Origin of the sequence: Pseudogracilibacillus sp. SO30301A (genome assembly GCF_037072025.1) — a bacterium.
Lineage (GTDB): Bacteria > Bacillota > Bacilli > Bacillales > Amphibacillaceae > Pseudogracilibacillus.
In genome coordinates this window covers 1-19,924 of sequence record NZ_JAXHDD010000066.1, presented here as the reverse complement: position 1 = coordinate 19,924, position 19,924 = coordinate 1, and the positions used below count along the sequence as shown (strand labels likewise).

Annotated in this window: 29 protein-coding genes and 1 pseudogene; 24 read left to right on the top strand and 6 right to left on the bottom strand. The window is 34.2% G+C overall.

Features of this window, described 5'->3' with window-relative positions; translation table 11 throughout:
• The 5 genes from SPD89_RS19905 to SPD89_RS19885 all read left to right on the top strand — a co-directional run.
• Positions 1–256, top strand: a 256-nt coding sequence (locus SPD89_RS19905; protein WP_336263689.1) for a membrane dipeptidase, incomplete at its 5' end; no start/stop codon positions are given.
• Between the two features lie 91 nt (positions 257–347).
• Positions 348–1,196: an SPFH domain-containing protein gene (locus SPD89_RS19900; protein WP_336263690.1), complete on the top strand. Its 849-nt coding sequence runs from the start codon at positions 348–350 to the stop codon at positions 1,194–1,196.
• A 106-nt stretch (positions 1,197–1,302) separates the two neighbouring features.
• Positions 1,303–1,668, top strand: coding sequence for a GntR family transcriptional regulator (locus SPD89_RS19895; protein WP_336263688.1), 366 nt, complete (start codon positions 1,303–1,305; stop codon positions 1,666–1,668).
• Entirely contained in the window at positions 1,668–2,525 is an 858-nt protein-coding gene (locus SPD89_RS19890; protein WP_336263687.1) for an ABC transporter ATP-binding protein, read from the top strand. The genes SPD89_RS19895 and SPD89_RS19890 overlap by 1 nt, the downstream gene beginning before the upstream one ends.
• 2 nt (positions 2,526–2,527) lie before the next feature.
• Positions 2,528–3,241 (top strand): hypothetical protein, encoded by a 714-nt coding sequence (locus SPD89_RS19885; protein ID WP_336263686.1) that lies wholly within the window; start codon positions 2,528–2,530, stop codon positions 3,239–3,241.
• Positions 3,242–3,973: 732 nt separating this feature from the next.
• Here SPD89_RS19885 and SPD89_RS19880 read toward each other — a convergent pair.
• From SPD89_RS19880 to SPD89_RS19855, 6 genes are all read right to left on the bottom strand, one after another.
• Positions 3,974–4,750: an ABC transporter permease gene (locus tag SPD89_RS19880; protein ID WP_336263685.1), complete on the bottom strand. Its 777-nt coding sequence runs from the start codon at positions 4,748–4,750 to the stop codon at positions 3,974–3,976.
• Position 4,751: 1 nt separating this feature from the next.
• Positions 4,752–5,654 carry an ABC transporter ATP-binding protein gene (locus SPD89_RS19875; RefSeq protein ID WP_336263684.1) on the bottom strand — a complete coding sequence of 301 codons (903 nt, stop codon included), beginning with the start codon at positions 5,652–5,654 and terminating at the stop codon, positions 4,752–4,754.
• The gene (locus tag SPD89_RS19870) at positions 5,655–5,858 is read right to left on the bottom strand and encodes a PLD nuclease N-terminal domain-containing protein (RefSeq protein WP_336263683.1); all 204 of its coding nucleotides are present in this window, start codon (positions 5,856–5,858) and stop codon (positions 5,655–5,657) included. It abuts the gene before it with no gap.
• 16 nt (positions 5,859–5,874) lie between these two features.
• On the bottom strand, positions 5,875–6,966 hold the full coding sequence (locus tag SPD89_RS19865) for a DUF1648 domain-containing protein (RefSeq protein WP_336263682.1): 1,092 nt from the start codon (positions 6,964–6,966) through the stop codon (positions 5,875–5,877).
• On the bottom strand, positions 6,959–7,354 hold the full coding sequence (locus SPD89_RS19860) for a GntR family transcriptional regulator (protein WP_336263681.1): 396 nt from the start codon (positions 7,352–7,354) through the stop codon (positions 6,959–6,961). Before SPD89_RS19860 ends, SPD89_RS19865 begins: the two co-directional genes overlap by 8 nt.
• Positions 7,355–7,471: 117 nt before the next feature.
• Entirely contained in the window at positions 7,472–8,029 is a 558-nt protein-coding gene (locus SPD89_RS19855) for a GNAT family N-acetyltransferase (protein WP_336263680.1), read from the bottom strand.
• 724 nt (positions 8,030–8,753) lie between these two features.
• Here SPD89_RS19855 and SPD89_RS19850 point away from each other — a divergent pair.
• The 19 genes and pseudogenes from SPD89_RS19850 to SPD89_RS19760 all read left to right on the top strand — a co-directional run.
• The gene (locus SPD89_RS19850; RefSeq protein ID WP_336263679.1) at positions 8,754–9,443 is read left to right on the top strand and encodes a DUF4176 domain-containing protein; all 690 of its coding nucleotides are present in this window, start codon (positions 8,754–8,756) and stop codon (positions 9,441–9,443) included.
• Positions 9,443–9,670 (top strand): hypothetical protein, encoded by a 228-nt coding sequence (locus SPD89_RS19845; protein WP_336263678.1) that lies wholly within the window; start codon positions 9,443–9,445, stop codon positions 9,668–9,670. Before SPD89_RS19850 ends, SPD89_RS19845 begins: the two co-directional genes overlap by 1 nt.
• A 24-nt stretch (positions 9,671–9,694) precedes the next feature.
• On the top strand, positions 9,695–10,000 hold the full coding sequence (locus SPD89_RS19840) for a hypothetical protein (protein ID WP_336263677.1): 306 nt from the start codon (positions 9,695–9,697) through the stop codon (positions 9,998–10,000).
• A complete protein-coding gene (locus SPD89_RS19835; protein ID WP_336263676.1) occupies positions 10,000–10,722 on the top strand; it encodes a hypothetical protein in 723 nt (240 codons plus the stop codon). The genes SPD89_RS19840 and SPD89_RS19835 overlap by 1 nt, the downstream gene beginning before the upstream one ends.
• Positions 10,707–11,579, top strand: coding sequence for a TNT domain-containing protein (locus tag SPD89_RS19830; RefSeq protein ID WP_336263675.1), 873 nt, complete (start codon positions 10,707–10,709; stop codon positions 11,577–11,579). Before SPD89_RS19835 ends, SPD89_RS19830 begins: the two co-directional genes overlap by 16 nt.
• A gap of 2 nt (positions 11,580–11,581) precedes the next feature.
• The gene (locus SPD89_RS19825) at positions 11,582–12,220 is read left to right on the top strand and encodes a hypothetical protein (protein ID WP_336263674.1); all 639 of its coding nucleotides are present in this window, start codon (positions 11,582–11,584) and stop codon (positions 12,218–12,220) included.
• Positions 12,221–12,580: 360 nt separating this feature from the next.
• Positions 12,581–13,774 carry an HNH/ENDO VII family nuclease gene (locus SPD89_RS19820; RefSeq protein WP_336263673.1) on the top strand — a complete coding sequence of 398 codons (1,194 nt, stop codon included), beginning with the start codon at positions 12,581–12,583 and terminating at the stop codon, positions 13,772–13,774.
• A 19-nt stretch (positions 13,775–13,793) separates the two neighbouring features.
• Positions 13,794–14,216, top strand: coding sequence for an SMI1/KNR4 family protein (locus SPD89_RS19815; protein WP_336263672.1), 423 nt, complete (start codon positions 13,794–13,796; stop codon positions 14,214–14,216).
• A 484-nt stretch (positions 14,217–14,700) separates the two neighbouring features.
• Positions 14,701–14,787, top strand: a pseudogene (locus tag SPD89_RS19810) (recombinase family protein); the annotation flags it as partial.
• A gap of 11 nt (positions 14,788–14,798) precedes the next feature.
• A complete protein-coding gene (locus SPD89_RS19805; RefSeq protein WP_336263691.1) occupies positions 14,799–15,524 on the top strand; it encodes a hypothetical protein in 726 nt (241 codons plus the stop codon).
• A gap of 14 nt (positions 15,525–15,538) precedes the next feature.
• Positions 15,539–15,913: a hypothetical protein gene (locus SPD89_RS19800; RefSeq protein ID WP_336263671.1), complete on the top strand. Its 375-nt coding sequence runs from the start codon at positions 15,539–15,541 to the stop codon at positions 15,911–15,913.
• A gap of 15 nt (positions 15,914–15,928) precedes the next feature.
• Complete coding sequence (locus tag SPD89_RS19795) at positions 15,929–16,219, top strand: hypothetical protein (RefSeq protein WP_336263670.1); 291 nt, start codon at positions 15,929–15,931, stop codon at positions 16,217–16,219.
• A 99-nt stretch (positions 16,220–16,318) separates the two neighbouring features.
• On the top strand, positions 16,319–16,606 hold the full coding sequence (locus SPD89_RS19790) for a hypothetical protein (protein ID WP_336263669.1): 288 nt from the start codon (positions 16,319–16,321) through the stop codon (positions 16,604–16,606).
• 791 nt (positions 16,607–17,397) lie between these two features.
• On the top strand, positions 17,398–17,739 hold the full coding sequence (locus tag SPD89_RS19785; RefSeq protein WP_336263668.1) for a hypothetical protein: 342 nt from the start codon (positions 17,398–17,400) through the stop codon (positions 17,737–17,739).
• 67 nt (positions 17,740–17,806) lie between these two features.
• Positions 17,807–18,061, top strand: a complete 255-nt coding sequence (locus tag SPD89_RS19780; RefSeq protein ID WP_336263667.1) for a hypothetical protein — start codon at positions 17,807–17,809, stop codon at positions 18,059–18,061.
• Between the two features lie 24 nt (positions 18,062–18,085).
• Complete coding sequence (locus SPD89_RS19775; RefSeq protein ID WP_336263666.1) at positions 18,086–18,331, top strand: polymorphic toxin type 28 domain-containing protein; 246 nt, start codon at positions 18,086–18,088, stop codon at positions 18,329–18,331.
• A 196-nt stretch (positions 18,332–18,527) separates the two neighbouring features.
• On the top strand, positions 18,528–18,650 hold the full coding sequence (locus tag SPD89_RS19770; protein WP_336263665.1) for a hypothetical protein: 123 nt from the start codon (positions 18,528–18,530) through the stop codon (positions 18,648–18,650).
• Between the two features lie 55 nt (positions 18,651–18,705).
• Entirely contained in the window at positions 18,706–19,047 is a 342-nt protein-coding gene (locus SPD89_RS19765; RefSeq protein WP_336263664.1) for a hypothetical protein, read from the top strand.
• A 333-nt stretch (positions 19,048–19,380) separates the two neighbouring features.
• A partial coding sequence (locus SPD89_RS19760; protein WP_336263663.1) for a hypothetical protein occupies positions 19,381–19,924 on the top strand: 544 nt, incomplete at its 3' end.

The following is a 19,924-nucleotide window of genomic DNA, read 5'->3' as shown; positions in this document are numbered from 1 at the left end:
TATAAAAGACAATAAGCAAGTTACCATTAGCGATATAATTGAACATATTGATCATATTTGTTCTTTAGGTGGAGAAAGAAATATCGGATTCGGGTCTGACTTTGATGGGATTGATCAACATGTAAAAGACTTAGAGGATGCATCAAAATATCAAAATTTAATGAATGAGCTACTGAAACATTATTCAGAAGAACAAGTTTATCGATTTGCAAATGAAAATTTCATAAATTACTTACAAAAACTAAAGCTTTTCTAAATTCCTTCACTCTTAAGTTAAAACGAGATTATGATATCTAGTAATTTTGGCAAAACTAATATATAACCACTACTTAGGAGTGAAGTTTGTGATTACAGAAAAAGATGCATGGGTCATGAATGGCTATTTAGGTATTATCGTGATTGCTATTTTAATAGGAGTATCTGTTTTTAATTTTTTTCATCTGCAGATTTTTGTTGGAATTATATTCGCAGTTATTGGGATTATATTAGCAACTGGTCTAACCTTGATACAACCAAATCAGGCCGTTGTCGTATTGTTTTTCGGAAACTATGTTGGAAGTTTACGTAAGGAAGGTCTAGTGATAACTGTACCATTTTCGTTAAGAAAAAAAATATCTCTACGTGTTCGCAATTTCCATAGTAGACGTTTAAAAGTAAATGATGTGAATGGAAACCCAATCGAAATCGCTGCGGTAATTGTGTTTCGGGTTGTTGATTCAGCAAAAGCAGTTTTTGATGTGGATCAATATGAAGAGTTTGTTGAAATACAAAGTGAAACAGCACTTAGAGCAGTAGCGACAAAGTATCCATATGACAGTTTTGATGATACAGAGCTAACTTTACGGGGAAATTCAGAAGAAATTTCCAATGAATTAAAAACAGAAGTGCATGAACGTTTATTTGTAGCTGGGGTCGAGATTATGGAAGCACGATTAACGCATCTCGCTTATTCAACTGAAATTGCTCAAGCAATGTTACAACGACAACAAGCAAGTGCCATTGTTGCAGCCAGACAACAAATTGTTGAAGGAGCGGTAAGCATGGTTCAAGACGCAATTGAGCAGTTAGAGCGAGATGGAGTAGTGAAACTAAACGAAGACACAAGAGTGACGATGATAAATAATCTTCTAGTGGCCATCGTTGCAGATAATGGAGCACAACCGATCATTAATACAGGAACGATAAAAGAAGAGTGAGATTTAATGACCATGTAAAAGTGGTCTTTTTTTATTGACAAAAATGTCATTTACTTATATAGTTAATTATAGATGTAACTAACCTGACGAATAAAGGGTGGTGGCAATGAAGAATAAACTGGATGAAAGCAGACCTATATATGTACAAATTAAAGAATTTATTGAGGACTCGATTATTAATGAAACGATAAAAGTCGGAGAAAGAGTACCCTCAACAAATGAATTAGCAAAGTATTATAAAATTAATCCTGCTACTGCCAGACAAGGAATGAATGAATTAGTTAGTGAGAACATATTACGAAAACAAAGAGGTGTCGGGATGTTTGTAACAGAGAATGCGAAAGAATTATTAATGGAAAATCGTAAAAATGAGTTTTTTGATCATTATATCGTTCCGTTAAAATTGGAAGCAGAAAAGTTAAACATCACAACTGAACAATTAGTGAAAATGGTAGAGGAGGGAAAGCAATAATGCAAATTGAAGTGAGAAATGTAACGAAAAAATATCGTCAAACCGACGCATTGAAAGAAGTCTCATTTTTGCTGACTGAGCCCAAAATATATGGGTTACTCGGTCGAAATGGTGCAGGAAAAACGACATTTATGGAGATATTAGCCGGACATCAATTAGTGACACACGGTGAAGTACTTATTGATGGGATAAATCCTTTCGACAATCGGAATATAGTAGAAAATATTTGTCTAATAAAAGAAGGAGATAATTTTCATAAAGATATGAGAATCAAACAAGTACTCAAATCTTATGCGCTATTTTATCCAAATTGGGATCAGGAATTAGCAGACAAATTAATTAAAGAGTATAAGCTAAATGAAAAATCCAGGATAAAAACATTATCGAAAGGGATGGCATCAGCGTTAGGAGTAATTGTTGGGTTAGCGAGTAAAGCTCCGATTACTATTTTTGATGAGCCGTATATTGGAATGGATGCAGCAGCTAGAAAGAAGTTTTATGATATTTTACTAGAACAATATGAACAAGAAAAACGTACAGTTATTTTTTCGACTCATTTAATCGATGAAGTAAGTTTGTTATTTGAAGAAGTGCTTATTTTACAAGAAGGTGAATTAATTTTACAAGAAACAGCAGATGTATTACGTGAGCAAACATTTACGGTTACCGGAGAGAAAACAGAGGTCGAGAAGTTTATTTGTAATAAAAAGGTGATGAAAACGAAGCAACTTGCGAATATGATGACGGCATATATTTATGGAGATAAAGCGGAAGCGCAAAAGTTGAATTTACAAGTTGAAGGAATACCAATCCAAGATCTGATGATCTATCTTACAGAATCGGGGAAGGGGGCATAATGATGTCAAAACAATTTCAAGGTGCACTTTATTATTTGTTTGCTAATATTCGTTTTTCACTGACTGTCTTTTGGGCTATTTTATTGGCATTATTAATCGTTACTATTGCAGCAACTATTTTAATGCCAGACACAGAAATAGCTTTTGAACTTTCAATACCAGTCTATGTTTTTGCAGCAGTCATAGGGTATTGGACAGTAAATAACGCATTCCCTTATTTAATAAAGATGGGGAGTACAAGAAAAAATATATTTATTAGCTTTGGTGTCTACGCATTTTTATTGACCTTGCTAAATGCTGTGATATCTAATACGGTTAATAAATTTGTATCCATGATAATTGGAACAGAGCGGGATTATGGAATTATCACAATTATGGAAGATGATACATCTATGACCTTTAATCATATTGGCGATTTATTAGGTGTAAATTCATGGATGATGCGTATTGTCATTGATACTTCTATTTCTTTTTTCTTACTTGCAGTTATGTTTATTATCGGACTCATCTTTTACCAATTTGGCTTGATTGGTGGTTTTAGTTTCTTAGGGGCTCTAGTAATGGTTATTGTCTTTGGCTTTTCAAATGGCTGGTTATTGGATTTCATTATTTTAATTTACGAGAATTTTAGTTTTTCATTCTTTTTTCAATTATTTACAGTCGGAGTATTCGTCTACTTATGTTCGTTCTTCCTGTTAAGAAGAATAACTATTTAATTGGTAATTAATTATAAAAAAGTTTTAGTCAAAGAGAGATCCGAACTATGATGCAAATTTTAGTTCGGATTTTTTGGATGCTTTTATGAACTTTTATTACTGATTTTCCATAAACTGCGACATAAGGCTCTACTTATTAATAAATCGATACGGATCGACTCGACATGTTGGAAAAAGACTCGCCGTTTTCCATGACCCCACCCAAAACGGTCACAATTAATTTCAAAACATGCCCTTTTTCCACGACTCTAACCCAAAACGGTCACGATTAATATCGAAACATACCCGTTTTCCACGACTCTAACCCAAAACGGTCACGATTAACATCGAAACATGCCCTTTTTCCACGACTCTAACCCAAAACGGTAACGATTAACATCGAAACATGCCCGTTTTCCACGACTCTAACCCAAAACGGTCACGATTAATATCGAAACATGCCCTTTTTCCACGACTCTAACCCAAAACGGTCACGATTAATATCAAAACATGCCCGTCATGCGGATCGACTCGACATCTTAGATCTGGACTCTGCATGTTGTTCATCGACTCACATTCCGGAGCGGAGGCAGAGTCACTTTTCCCCAACGGTGATAAATCGTTACGTCACAGTATTCTTCAACTACGGATTAAGAGCTAATTGTTGTAACAGTAACATTATAAACTTTCTGTAATCGTTCGTCTTTGGAGTATAATATTTTATCCAAGTCTTATTTCAATAAAATACCACTTCTAATTTACAACTTCCTTATTTTTGAAAATATAGATGGAAGCTATCAAAATAAGGACTGTAAGCGTCAAAACGATGACAGAAGTACCGAGTAAATGATTAGATATAGAATTGGTTTCAACCATTTGATAAATATAAGTAGATAATTGATTCGGAAATAAGGTTAGTTTATGCCCTAAAATAGTATTAACAAGACTCAAACCAAGTAATGTAATGACTGTACAAGCTGCTACTAATCCAGGTACTTTAAACAGTGTATTATAAAAAATAGAAACAGTTAAAACAAACGTAAACCATAACCCGTAAAACAGAAAAATTTTCAGCATCGTTAAAAAATTTAAATTACCAAATAAAAGATTTGTATAATACCAATTAATCAGTAACCCTAAAAATAGACCAATCCAGACTAGTAAAAGGAAAGCAGTCCATTTAGCGGTGATATAGTTATGGTGCTTTACTGGTTTAACCATAATAATCTCTGTAGTCCCGTTTTGTCTTTCACCGGCGATCGTTCCCATTGATAATAATATAATGGTCAGCACACCGAAAAGGTTTAATTGTTCTATGCTCATCATGACTACTTCTGAAGGAGCAAGTTTTGGTATCTCAATAATAGTCCCTTCTGGAACCCCACCTGCTAAATTGATAATTTCGGGTAAGTAATAGTAAGAAATAGGATCCATAATAGTTAACAGTATCATTACAATTGGAACCCATATCCATTTTTTATTTCTCCAATTCTCAAGTACTTCTTTATTAAATAAAGTGATCCATTGCATATCAATTCACCGCTTTCATAAACATATCTTCGAGAGAGGCGCGATTAACAGTAAAGTTAGTTAAAGGCCAGCCATTTTCATTAGCAATTTTAATAATTTCCATCCGTGCTATATCCATATCTGAGACAGTTACATGAATAGCATCTTTTTTTATAGTGGTTGCGGTAACTCCGTTTAATGATTGGATATCCGTTTCGTATTTTTTAGCGGAATCATCAAATTCCAATTCAATTTTAGCTGTTTGATATTTTTTTCGTAACGATTCCATTGAGCCAGATTCAGCAATTTTACCTCCATGTAGTAATAATAGTTCATCACTGATTTCGTCAGCGTCGTTTAATATATGTGTGGAAAAAAGAATTGTCATCTCTTTTTTCATTTCATCCATTAAGGTTAGTACTTCTCTTCTTCCAATCGGATCAAGAGCGGAAACGGGTTCATCTAAGATAACGAGTTTCGGTTGGTGAATAATTGCTTGAGCAATCCCAAGCCGTTGTTTCATTCCGCCTGAATATGTTCCTATTCGCTTGTGTCTTGCATCTATTAAGCCCACTTTTTCAAGTAAATTTTCAGCTCTTGTTTTCGCCGTTTTATGATCGATAAACGTGAGCTTTGCACAATATATTAAAAATTCAAGACCAGACATCCAATTATAAAAAACGGGATGTTGGGGCAAATAACCGGTGAAGCTCCGGAAATCTTGCTGTTCTTCATTTAGAAATTGAATTGTACCGGAAGTCTGTTTGATTAAACCGGCGATCATGCGTAAGGTAGTAGTTTTTCCAGCACCATTTGGTCCGATTAAAGCAATACATTTATTTGTTTCCAATTGAAAACTGATTTTGTTCACGACAGTATTGGAATTAAATTTTTTTGTTAATTGATTAACAGTGATAATGTTCATTTACATATCCCTTCTTCTTCCAAAAATAAAGTATAAAATCGGTCCAAACGTAGTAACAAAGAAAATGAGTAGAAGCCAAACCCATTTGGGACCATTTGTTTTATCAACTTTAATCCAATCGATGAAAGCAACAATGATTAATATTGTTTGAATAACGAGAAAGGGAAGGATAATCCCCCAATTAATTGTCGATAAGACATCCATGAAAACCCCTCCTTTACTAAAAAAGTATAATTGGAATCATAATGATTATAATAAGGACTAAAACAAGACCCCATGATAACGGGTGAGCCCAGTTATTCGTCCATCCTATTCCAAAACGTTTTTCTATAAAAATAGCTGGATCATTTCTATTTACATAGAACTGTCCAAGTTTCCAGTAACGATCATCGTCACGATCGATCACTTCTGTGTCAGATTGCTTTTCTAACTTCACGCGGCTTCCGCCTTGCCCAGTTGTAAATGCAAGAATAAGTGTTCCAACAATAATGATTGAAGTAAATACGTAGATAACGAGATTTTCATAAGTACTTAAACTTGGAAAGATCAACGTGAGTTGCGAGAACAATAACAAGGATTGTGTTAATGCTGCTGTCCAAATTAAGAATGCTGACCATCTTCTTCTAAAGATAAGGTTTTGAAGTTTAGATGTTTCCGGATTTTCAACACTTACCTGCTGTTTTGCATTTTTAATAATAAAATTGATAAAGATAAACATAATTAATGACAAAACTTGGGTACCTGGTAATAATAAGAGATTGACAATTGATTTTTCTTCATAAGATACGTTTCCTGAAAAACCTGTATGCATAGGTATTTGAGCCGGAATGCGATCATAATAAAGAAATGTGATAACAAGTGTTGCAATAATAATCATTGCTGAAATTAGAAACCACCATTGAGAATAAGTGATCTTTTCTTGACGGAATTTCATATCAACAATTACAGATTGTTTTCGTTTTTCCTGCCAATTTTCAGCGTTTTTTATCTTTTTCATTTGTTTATAGAAAAGGAGATAAATTAGAAAGCCTAAGAGGATATAGACGAATATAATGATCGTATACATAATTATCATTGTATTTTCATTTAGTATGGAAGCTAGAACGAAAAGACCTCCTCCCAAAAATATGCCGATGATTAGTAAAGAAGAGGCATACTTTTTTCTCATACCTTTAAAATCATTACGCTCATATAAAGACTCTGGGATCGAGACGCCAAAGTTCTCTGTCTTCCTTGTTAAATAGGGTGTTAAGGAAAAAATGAAACAAATTAATATAAATAGTGTGTTTAAAAAGATAATTTGACTATTCATTTATATCACCTTCTTTAATCTCTTCATAAACCGTTTCACAAATTTCCCAAAATTTTTCCTTATTTATTCCACGACAGAAAGACTCTGCAATTTGTGGTCGGAGTAAAGCAGTTAATTTCTTTTCATATTTTTCATCTGCTTTCGGTGTTCCTTCAGGGTTTACAACCACTCCTCTTTGTCGGTGGATTAATAAAAAACCTTCTTGTTTTAATTGCTGATAAGCTTTATTAACTGTGTGAAGATTGATCCCAATATCGCCCGCAAGTGCTCTAACAGAGGGTAATCGTTCTCCGGGAAGTAATTGTTTTTTTGCAATTCCCATTATAATTTCATCCTTTAATTGCTCGTAAATAGGAATATCAGATTCGAAATCTAATTGGATATACATTTGTTATCAATCCTAACATCCATAATATATGTTATATATGTAGTATAACATATAGTTTTATAAAGTGAAATAAAAAAAGAGCTTATTTTTATTTTCAGCTCTTTTCTAATTATTCCATTACGAAACTACTTCCGCAGTTTCTTCTTCCACATTTTGTGTAAACTGCATATAAGACATATAATGCTCTTTTGAAATAACAAAAAGATCATAAAGTTCGTCAATTTTATTAATAGCATTATAAACTTCAGGATAAAGTAAGTTTGCTTGAGCGACATAATCCATTTTTGAAACAGCTTTGAGAGAGCGCAAATTCGATTTCCTCACCTTCATAAAAACTGTTTCGATATCAAGTGAGAAAAATAGCTCATCTAAAAATTGCTGTTTCGCTATTTTATTATACCCTTTTCCAAAAAATGGCTGCCCAACCCAAGTAGCTAAAAAACCGCTTTTTTCATTAATATCATATAAATTAATAGTGCCAATTGGTTGTTCATATTCATCTAAAATAGTTCTAGAAATTAAATCACCGTTACTTTCGGCTTCAATAATCTGTTTCGTTAGGAAATAAAACTCATCAGAAGTTTCTGCCTGATGGCGTATATATGGACGCACGTCCGGATGAGATGATAATTCAAATAATGTTGGTACTTCATGTAAATCGCGTTTTTTGAGCATGAAAATGCACCCTCCTTCTTTTTAGTTAAGTTGGGTGCCCAAACAAAGGGAGTTTGGCCTGGTGGACACCCACGAATTTTAGTTAACTTATTAACCACATCAACGAAAATTCGGGGTAGGAATCGAACCTACTAGAACCAGAGATACCTCTGGTGGCGCACCATTTGCCTTCCCTTTTATCTAAATATTATTTTATTAAATTAATTACCTAAACAACTTACAAATTTTGATTCAATTTATTGTAACATGGGTGTTACTAAAAAGGGAATACCCAATTTTAAAAAAATGTGAAAAAAATTTATAGCTTTTTACAAAGTTGTGAAAGACACTAAATTGACTAAACTCTTGCAAAAAATATGTCGTATATTATTTTGCCACCAAGGCTCATATGTTAGGAACCTTTGTCGAATAAACTAAATAAAAAAGGACATTCAAACCTTTTGTAAATTTAAGGTTAACCAAATCAATTCACAAAGGAGAATGTCCAATATCATGGTAACCTGAAAAATCTTTCTGCAGTTTTTTGTGGGTAAATACGGTAAAATATTCCTGTATTTCTATGCTAACTCACTCGATTCCTGTTCCATTTTTGCCATGTCCTAATCCTCATGAAACAACAGTTTGATGGTGTTATAGTAAGGTATGAAATGAATTTCCATTTTTAAATATTTAGCAATTTTGTCTTAAAAGAAGTTTCAAGTTAGGAAGAAAAGAGGAGTAGGATATGAAACAAAAGGTAATAGATCTTGCTTTAAAAAAAGTAGAGCAAATTATTCAGAAACGAAGTCAAGACTTAGATACGGAATCCATTCCCATTATAAAAGGATTTTTTTCCAAATATGCAGAAGATAATCAGTTTTTTAACCATTTACACCAAGCGTATAAGCAAAAGCTTTCATCTATTGATTTGCATCATCAGCAAGATATCATTACTTATCATAATGACGGAACAGCTCATTCTATAGCGTTTTCTACTAAACAGTTTGAACTACCTGAAGATGTCTTCGTTGAACTTCTGTCCTTTGTGATTGAAATTACTAGAGAAGTTTTGCCTCTTGGAACTGTTGTAGAATTAAATCCAACCTATTTTAAACCGAGTGAGCAGTCTGAAGAACCAACCAGAGTAGTTATCACTGAACGGTTTATTGCTCCAACCGGATACAACAGTTATTTTCCTTATGGAGGAATTATTTATCCAATCGGTGAGATGACAAAGGAAGCGAAAGTTTATTTTACGAAACCATTGATTAAACAGGTTGTTCATCGTGGTTTTGCGGACAACATAGAGGATGCGTTTGTTTATCTCATGAAAGAAGAGTTTATCGTCGATAAAAACTTGAATTCTATTGAGTTTTCACAAGATGACATGAAAAGGGTTGACGAAGAGATGAAACAAAAAGTAGGTGAAGGGTAATGGCTTTGTACGATTATAATTTCTGTCGTGGGTTGGTTAATGGTAAAGGATGGGAACGCGGAATAGTGCAACAGTTACAAGATGCACAACATGCGATCAAGAAAAACTTTGCTGATATGGACTTAGAAAATGCATCCGTTGGGGAAGAGATGGAAACGGTTGTCAATGAAATGGTGAGTGAATTAGATAGATTAATCGCTGATATTCAATCGGTACATTTTCGTTAGTATGACAGGAGGTGCCAATCAAAGATGCAAGAACAGCGAATTAAACTTGATTTAAACAGTTTAGAAAATACGCTCGATCAGTTACGAAACGGCATTGATGACTTCAAGAATTATTCAACCACATTTCGATCAAGTACACAAGACCGTTTAGCTGGATTCAATTCTGATTTTGTATCCAAGGTAGATGCATTATTGAACAGTATGAACGATGATGTAAATGAGGACTTGATCAACCAGATGGAAATGATTTATCAAGAAGGTAAAACCATTTTTGATATTATGAAGAAACTTGATGAGGAGGTGGCAGAAGCGATAGGAGGTAATTCGTGATGAAACGTGATTTAAAAATAAACTATGGAATACTTGATGATATTATTGAAGAACTTAACACGTATAAAAATGCCTTACAAACAATGGAAAACTCTCTTGAAGAAATATCTGCTTTAGTTAAAATAAATGAAGGAATAAGTATTGATGCATGGGATGAACATATACGTACTTCGAAGGACGAGATAAAGCGATATCAGGAGCAAGTGGATGATCTTCACTCGCTGTTTGAAAATTATGTTTCCGATACTACAGCTTATATTTCTCCACTATTTAGAGACACGATGATGCGAGTGAGTCGGAATAATATTTGGGCTAATTTACAACAGATTAATATCGGATATACTAGTAATGTAACGAATGCTTTAATTACTAGCCATCAGCCGCCTAATTCATTTTTATTTGGCTTACTTGATAAACCGAGTGATGCTGAGGTAGAAGCAAGTAATTTCAATAGGAAGCAAATGGGGAACATCCAAGAGAATATCCAGCATACGCAGAGGAAGTTAGAGAACAAAATGGAAGTTCTTTTGGATCTATATAACTCCAAAGTCAAACCTTTTGAAAATACGGACGATGCATATAAAGATTTAGCCTCCACCGTGAAGAAAAAATATACAGGTTTTTTCGAAGGACTCGTAGAAAAAAGCAATGCGTTCGATCAGACTCTAGATGACATTTCTAGAGGGTTTATCGATGGCGTATCGGTATGGTTACAGGAATAGTAACCATTGCAGGAGATGTCGGTATCGTCGCTTTATCCGCAATAATCCCCGATCCAATTGAACCTGAACTGATAAAAACTAAAGCTGATGAAACATTTGAAGGCTACAAAGATGTTGCGATACAATTGATTCAAAATCCTATGAGTGTGTTAGAATTAGCCGCTCAATCAGTAAGTGATACAGTCGAAGCGGAAGGAATCGCTTATGTAACAGGCGGCGCATTAACGGCATTAATCCCTGCTTCCTTTGGCGTAAAAGTGGTTAAAGGTGGGGCTGGAATAAAGGGACCGGGGAAGGCGAAGGTAAAGGACAGGAAAGGTGAAAAGGAAAACTCTACGTCAAAAATAAGTGAGACCGACAGGGCGAAGTTAGAAAACTGGGAAAGACCTCCTAGTGAAGAACTTTATTTGGCTCATAAAAAGACATATGATAATCCAATATACTTTGATCAAGAAACAGGTAGAATCATTTATCCGGGTACAAAAGACAAAGAAGGATATCAACATATACGTGGTTTTTTAAATGGTAAATCCAATAAAGAACCTTTAAAACCAGAAACAATTATTGATCGGTATGGGGATAATAATAATGGTCAATACTTTTCACCGGATGGCTCCTCATATGAAAGCAGGGCTCTACCCCCTTTTATGAAGGACAAACCATATGAGAGGTATAGGGTTGTTAAAGAATTTGAAGTGGATGCAGGAACAGTTGCTCCGTGGTTTGATGAGAAAGGATTAGGTACTCAATATTATACTAATTATAAAATAAAAGATAGAGATGGAAAACTTTATGAAGCAGATGTTTATCACTTGGAACAATTAGGCTATATAAAGCTATTAAAGAAAGAGGAATGAAAATGAACATTACACTAATACATAGATTATTGACTGGTAAAAATATCAAAATAATAGCAACAGATACATCGCTTCAAGAAGATCTAGGCCCATGGGAAAATCATTATAAGCTAAGATTTAAAGATGGTAAATGGGAGTTTGTGTTTGTTCAATGGGAAAAAAGCGATGGAAGAGAAAAGGTTTTAAAGTATTTTGACAATGAAGAAACGGCAAGTAAGTTTTTCTATTTATATCAACTAAAAAAGCACTATTTTTATCAATATATTCGTCCTTTTACACAAAGAAATGAGGATATCAATGTTGGAACACGCCAATTTAATTTTGAGAATTTGAAAGAAGCTTTAGAAAGATTAGATATTCCGGGGGACTATTATAGTCTCCATGGAGAATTAAAGAAACATAGTATTGTTTTGGAAAAAATAAATGAACGTGAAAGTAAAGTGAAAATTATTTGGGATAATAATGAAGTGATTAGGGAAACGTTAATTTTAGAAAATTGGGAGGCTTATGACGAATTTTATAAGATGACATACTATATACATTTATTAAGTCATGAGTGTCAAAGGTTAATAGAGGAAAAAATCATTCATAAACGGTTTACGAATGAAGAGTATTCTATCTTTCTATCTCCGGGAGTATAAAATAATGTAATTTAAAAATTATGGGTTTCAAAAAAGCATATTAAGGGAGCTTATCGAGTGTTTGAATGAACCAGGTAATATAAATTAGAAAGCAGAAAGTGATAATCAAGGTGATAGCGAACCATTTATCCCTATAAGTGTGGCATTACAAGGATAAATAAAATTATTATCGAAAACTTGGAAAAATATTTTTGTTACAACTAGAAAACACTTGATTGTCTAACTAAAGACGACAAGTGTTTCTTATTTTAAATCTATGTTGAAAGTTCTTATCAAAATATATTACATAAACCAACTAAGAAGCAAATGGGAAACATCCAAGAAAATATCCAGCACACGCAGAGGAAGTTAGAGAACAAAATGGAGGTTCTTTGGGATCTGTATAACTCCAAAGTCAAACCTTTTGAAAATACGGACGATGCATATAACGATTTAGCCTCCACCGTGAAGAAAAAATATACAGGTTTTTTCGAAGGACTCGTAGAAAAAAGCAATGCGTTCGATCAGACTCTAGATGACATTTCCAGAGGGTTTATCGATGGCGTGATCGGTATGGTTACAGGAATAGTAACCATTGCAGGAGATGTCGGTATCGTCGCTTTATCCGCAATAATCCCCGATCCAATTGAACCTGAATGGATAAAAACTAAAGCTGATGAAACATTTGAAGGCTACAAAGAAACTGCGATACAATTGATTCAAAACCCTATGAGTATGTTAGAATTAACCGCTCAATCAGTAAGTGATACAGTCGAAGCGGAAGGAATCGCTTATGTAACAGGCGGCGCATTCACGGCATTAATCCCTGCTTCCTTTGGCGTAAAAGTGGTGAAAGGTGGGGCTGGAATAAAGGGACCGGGGAAGGCGAAGGTTGATAAATCCCCTTACAGCAAGGAGTTTTTTCAAAGAAAAATTGACGCAGCATCAGCAGGGCTTGGTAATGTAAAAGTTCCTGTATTCTACAAAGAGAAACTTTCAACAGGTTCTTCTGATATCACTTCATCTGGGATAGAAATGAAATCACTGAGTGAAGTGCAACCGCAAATGTTTAAGGGGAAGGGTGATGGAGTAGGTAGTAATAGTACGGGTATTATTGCATCTTCATTTACAGGGCTTAAATCTACGAAGGTATCTTCCGAAAAGGTAGATTTAGATTGGTTACCTGATAGATATAATGCTGTCGAAGTTAAGGGAACGGTTAAAGTATCAGGAAAAGATGTAGATGTATCTAGGAGAGTTTATCAAATTGACATAGATAAAAATTATGTTCCAAAAGACCCAAGCTCAAATGGTTTAACCAATCAACAACTAATGGCAAAAGGTAAAGCACCGTATGTAGTAAAAGATGGTGTTGAAAGTAAAGTCGAATTACATCATCTTACACAAAAAGAACCCGGGGGTATGGTTGAAATTGCTGAAGTAACTCATGATGCATACTCAAACACATTACATGGTTTAATTGATGATGGCCAGAGTTTCAGAAATAATCCGGAGTTAAGCAAGCAATATGATAACTTCAGAAATAATTACTGGAAAATGCGTTTTCAAGAATAATAGGGAAAGGTGAAATAAAATGAATGAAAAGATATTTGAAATGATCGAAAAATATGGGGATGATACGGATTTCTATGGAAAAGTATCCGAAGAAGATATTTCTAAAATAGAGGAAATGCTCAATTTACAATTTCCTCAGGGTTATCGTGAATTTGTTAAGAATTTTGGCTCTGGTGGAATTTGCGGAGTGGAAATAGTGGGAGTTGAAGGTGATCAGGGAGCTTCTGTTGTGAAGGCTACTGAACGATATAGAGAATTTGGATTAGAAAAGCACTGGGTAGTCATTAATGATAGTGGAGAATTTTTTATGTGTATGTCAACGTTTGACGTAAACGAAAGAGTGTTTTTAGGTGATAGAAGTGGTCAGGAACCTGTTGTTCATTATAATTCATTCGATGAATATTTAATTGATGTGTTTCAAGAAGCTATAGATAATCTATGATGTACCAAAAAATATGGATTACACTATTGATAAAATAGTAGTAAAAGATGTACGAACTCAGGTGAGATGACATTTTTCAAGTTGATGAATATAAGCAAAATGAAATGTATATTAAACTAATTAACTTGTACAAACACGTAAGCATTATTAGTTGTCATAACATATAAAAGTTATCATACTGTTGCTATAAGACTTACAAATTTCTGATACTTAAAAACACATGACTAAAGCACTCGATTGTCATCTAAAGGCAATGTGTGCTTTTTTGCGTTTATGAATAGAAGTAGGTAGGCACATTATTATTTAATAAGTGCTTTAATTGTTAATTTTTATAGATTTTAATGCTTGTGAACAGTGAAAAATAAAGGAGAAGCCATGAGTAAGTGACCAATGTTAAAAATTTGTCGTAGATCAAATCGTTTACGTATAGCCACTGATTTTCCGCATTTAATTTTACATTTTTTGTCCTTTCTTTATTCTATAATTGGTTAAACGGCTAAATGTAGAGGGCTATAGTACATGGAAAGGAAAGCTGTTTACGAAAGTGCAAATGAAACGCATGTTAGACAAGTATGCTAAGAATTGGATGACGCTTGGAATAAAGAATTATTACCTCATCAAAAAAAGACATCCGAAGAAAGAAGCAATGCTTTCCATCAGGTTCAAGTTGATATTTTAAGAGGGTTTATCGATGGCGTGATCGGTATGGCTACTGGGATAGTAACCATTGCAGGAGATGTCGGTATCATCGTCGTATCCGGAATAATTCCCGATTCAATTGAACCTGAATTGATAAAAACAACAGCTGATGAAACATTTGAAGACTACAAAGATGTTGCTATAAAATTAATTCAAAACCCTATGAGTATGTTTGAATTAGCTGCCCAATCAGTAAGTGATACAGTCGAAACGGAAGGAATCGCTTATCTGACAGGCGGCGCATTAACGGCAATAATCCCAGCTTCCTTTGGCGTAAAAGTGGTGAAAGGCGGGGCTGGATTAAAGGGACCGGGGAAAGCGAAGGTTGATAAATCCCCTTACAGCAAGGAGTTTTTTCAAAGAAAAATTGACGCAGCATCAGCAGGGTTTGGTAATGTAAAAGTTCCTGTATTCTACAAAGAGAAACTTTCAACAGGTTCTTCTGACATCACTTCATCTGGGATAGAAATGAAATCACTGAGTGAAGTGCAACCGCAAATGTTTAAGGGGAAGGGTGATGGAGTAGAAGTTAAGGGTACTAAGGGTACGGTTAAAGGTGTACCGGAGATTATAACCCTAAATATGCTACAGCAATTGATGACAAGGTAACTATTAAGGAACAAGTGGTACTACCATCATGGCTTAAAAATACATATACAGATGGCCAATATAGAACGGTTATCACGAATGAAAGTATTATGGTATACCGTACTTTCGGTGGTAGGGCAGGAGTGGATGGGGCTTTCGCTACTACGGTACCTGCCCCAAACAGAATAACAAGTAAAATAGATTCCGCTCTTTTGCCGGAGCGGAAGAATAGTAGACAGTATGAGGCAGTTATTGAAATACCCAAAGGTACAGAATTAAATATCGGTAAAGTAGAGCAACAAATGACTCAGACGGGTACGGTTTTTAAAGGAGGAGGCGATCAAATTTTGCTACCACAGAATTGGCCAAATGAATGGATAAAAGAAATTAGGGAAGTCCCAAGCAGATAAGGAAGGGGAAAAGGTATGTCAAAAGATGAAAAGCAGGATAGGTTACTTATACAGTTAAGAAAGGTACTAGCTCTTTTAAAGGAGCAGTATATTACACAACCTACAGCCATGCTCGAAATGATTATTTCACGTTATCAACATGCTAATGATATCTTGGAGAGCAGTAATATTGAAGACCTAAAAAAGGACATGTTCAAGATCAGTGGTTCAGTAAGGGCATATTTGGAATCGTACAGTGATTATATGAATCCAGTGCTTGGTGAAATGGATAAGGCCGAGAATATGCTTAAAGATATTTTTACTTAAAAGCAGTTTGAAGAATTATGAACATACTTAAAATATAAGTCAGAAGATGACTTAGAAATTATAAAAAATATAAGTGCCGATGAATTAAAATTAATGTGGATGATTAAGGCTAGAGGGACAGAACGAATTAATGATATATTGAGTCTAATTAAATCAGTTAAAAAGAATACCATTGAACTCTCTACAAGTTTAGAAAACCAGAATACAATTTTAAATAATCTTATTGAAAAGCAGTGGGCATTAAAAAAAGATAGGATAATAGAAGATAAAGAAAATTGGGAAAGTTTTATTGCTTATCTTGATAAGGGAGTATACGAGGAGTGGGAGGTTTTTAAAAAAGATAATCTATATATTCACTTAGGTAATGGATATTGTTTACTAATTTAACACTTGAATATATTACAAGATCGGTATAAATTTGTTTTAAAACGACGAATTCAGATAAGTTATTAGAGTTTCATGGCTGGAAGTAAGATAGATAAAATCACTGCACCTAAGGGTTGGAAGACTATAGGTGCAGTTTTTTAATTACATTCAATAAATGTAATTTCTGTAAAGTATGGATATGTAAATTTCACCGGAGGAATTAACCTCAGATTCATTTGGCGTAAAAGTAGTTAAAGGTGAGGCTGGATTAAAGGGGCCGGGGAAGGCAAAGGTAAAGGAAGGGAAAAATAGTGAAGTATCTAAGGAAACTGCGCACGCGCTTGACCAGATAGACGGTATGTAAATTGTCAATGGGAAGGTCGATGGCAAAGTACCCGTCGAGGATTACAAAAAGATAAGAGCGAGATTCAGTTCATAATGTAGATAGTGATTCATTAACACTTGGAAAATATACTCCTACAATAGAAGATGGCGTTCCCAATTTCGATATACCTGGACCGGATTCTTATATAGCGAAGGCAGGAAAGGATTCAACCTACTTTGATCTTGGAAAACAGTGGGATAGCATTAAAGATAAGTATAGTTTAACTGATAATGATATGTTTGAGTTGTTTAATATTCCAGTTCTTGATGAAGCAGTAATGACCGGTAAAACTATATACTTTTCGCATAATCCGGTAAATGATACAGGTTTCTTGGGTAAAGAATTGAAGTATTTATTAAGAAATGGTTATGAGTTTAACGAAGAAAAATTAATAGCAACACCAATAAACTAATGAGGAGGTTTTATAGTGGAAAAATTAAGTATCAAAGATGTTTATTTTTTAGTGTTGAATTATTATGAAAATAAGATAACAAATCCAATGCTAAATTCTCAAAAAGGTGAAATGTCATTTGTTTTATACGATTCATTCACATTTAAACTTTCTGTCGAAGAAAGATACGGTGTTTTTGGGGCAGGACTAATTATAGATTCCAATCAAGTATTATTAGAAGTTTTAGGAGAGCCTCTTGCTATAAATAATGATAAGGACTCAATTGTTAATACCTTAATTAAAATGGAGAACTATTGCCGTTTAAGATTGCCTAATAAATTTTTAGAAGCTTATGATAGAGTGTACAATAAAAAATAAACATGTATAAATACCACAATTTTACCAATGAGTATTGTGGTATTCTTTTTTCAGATATATAACATGTTTGGAGTTTATTCAAAGAAAAATTGACACAGCATCAGCAGGGCTTGGTAATGTAAAAGTTCCCGTATTTTATAAAGAGAAACTTTCAACAGGTTCTTCTGATATCACCTTAGTTGGAATGGAAATAAAATCACTGAGTGAGGTGCAACCGCAAATGTTTGCGGTGAAGGGTGATGGAGTAGGAAATAAAAGTACTAAGGGTATAGATAATGTTACTAGAGCACAACAAAGAAATCTTGAAACTTTAGACATATAGTAAAATATTTAAGGACGAAGATTTTTGGGGGCTCTAAGAGACTTACAAGTTAATCCTGTTCCCAAACCTGGTGGGGGTTATTGGAACCATCTTCAAGAAATGCGGGATTCATATAAAGGGTTGATTAAGATAAGAAAAGGGGTAGAAGGTTCATTAAATAACCCTAACTTAGACGCTGCAACTAGAAAAGTACTACAAGATGGTTTGGATAAGGCTAATAAAAATATAAAGAAAATAGAAGATTTATTTGAACCTTTTGGAGGGATATAGAATGAAGATAAGGTATATTTTTCAATTACCACTTTAATGCTTGGAAATTATACCCCACGATAGAAGATGACGTTCCTAATTGGAGAATAGCTGGATCTGATTCTTATATAGCGAAGGCAGGAAAGGATTCAACCTACTTTGAACTTGGAGATGATTGGAGTAAAATTCAAAAAAATACGATTTAACAAATGAAGATATGTTTGAATTATTTAATAAACCAGTGTTAGATGATGCAGTTGCAGGAGGGAAAGAGATTCGATTTTCGCATAAACCGGACTTACTTGAATATGAAGGTTCATATCTTGCGCAGGAGTGGTAATATTTAAAAAACAATTATGGATTTAAAGACTTAATTGAAAAGGATGGATTTTGGTATGCAGTTAAATAAAGCTGACAATATAGCAATGAGCATCTCTAAAGAATTAAGAAATTATTTTAATAATAGAGTTGACAATATTTCTATATATAATACAACCGATATACCTTATACTATGTTCTCTATGAGTTTTAAAGCTTATGATTATTTTATTATTATTTTAAATTACGATAGAGGCAGATTTGGCTGTGCTATTGATGGAGGTTCCGCAGGAATATCCTTGAAAAACAGCCAACAATGGTATGATAAAGCGGATATGGATGTCTTTTTGCAAGAGTTAGAACAACAAATTGAACTCCGAATTCCAGATAAATTTTTAGAGTATCACGGCTGGAAGTAAGATAAAAAAACTGCACTTTAGAGACTAAAGGTGCAGTTTTTTAATATAGATCGTTATTTTCGGAAGTCTAATTTATTTAAATCGATCTACGAAGGATTAATCAATAAGAAATGATATAAGATTAAGAATATGACAAAAACGCTTAGTGAAAATCCAAAAGTTTCTTTACAAGATATAAAACAATTTGAACAAGAGTATGAAGTCAAGAATTTAACTTTAAAATCTCTGAGCATAATGGAGATAGTTTAGTCAATTAGTTTTATGGAATTGGAGATATGAAACGTAAATAAAGAGATCGCAACTGTTGATGCATATAAAGATTTAGCCTCCACCGTGAAGAAAAAATATACAGGTTTTTTCGAAGGACTCGTAGAAAAAAGCAATGCGTTCGATCAGACTCTAGATGACATTTCCAGAGGGTTTATCGATAGCGTGATCGGTATGGTTACAGGAATAGTAACTATTGCAGGAGATGTCGGTATCGTCGCTTTATCCGCAATAATCCCCGATCCAATTGAACCTGAACTGATAAAAACTAAAGCTGATGAAACATTTGAAGGCTACAAAGAAACTGCGATACAATTGATTCAAAATCCTATGAGTGTGTTAGAATTAGCCGCTCAATCAGTAAGTGATACAGTCGAAGCGGAAGGAATCGCTTATGTAACAGGCGGCGCATTAACGGCATTAATCCCTGCTTCCTTTGGTGTAAAAGTGGTTAAAGGTGGGGGTGGATTAAAGGGACCGGGGAAGGCGAAGGTAAAGGAAGGGAAAAATAGTGAAATATCTAAGGAAACTGCGCACGCGCTTGACCAGATAGACGGTATAAAAATTGTCAATGGGAAGGTCGATGGCAAGGTACCTGTCGAGGATTATA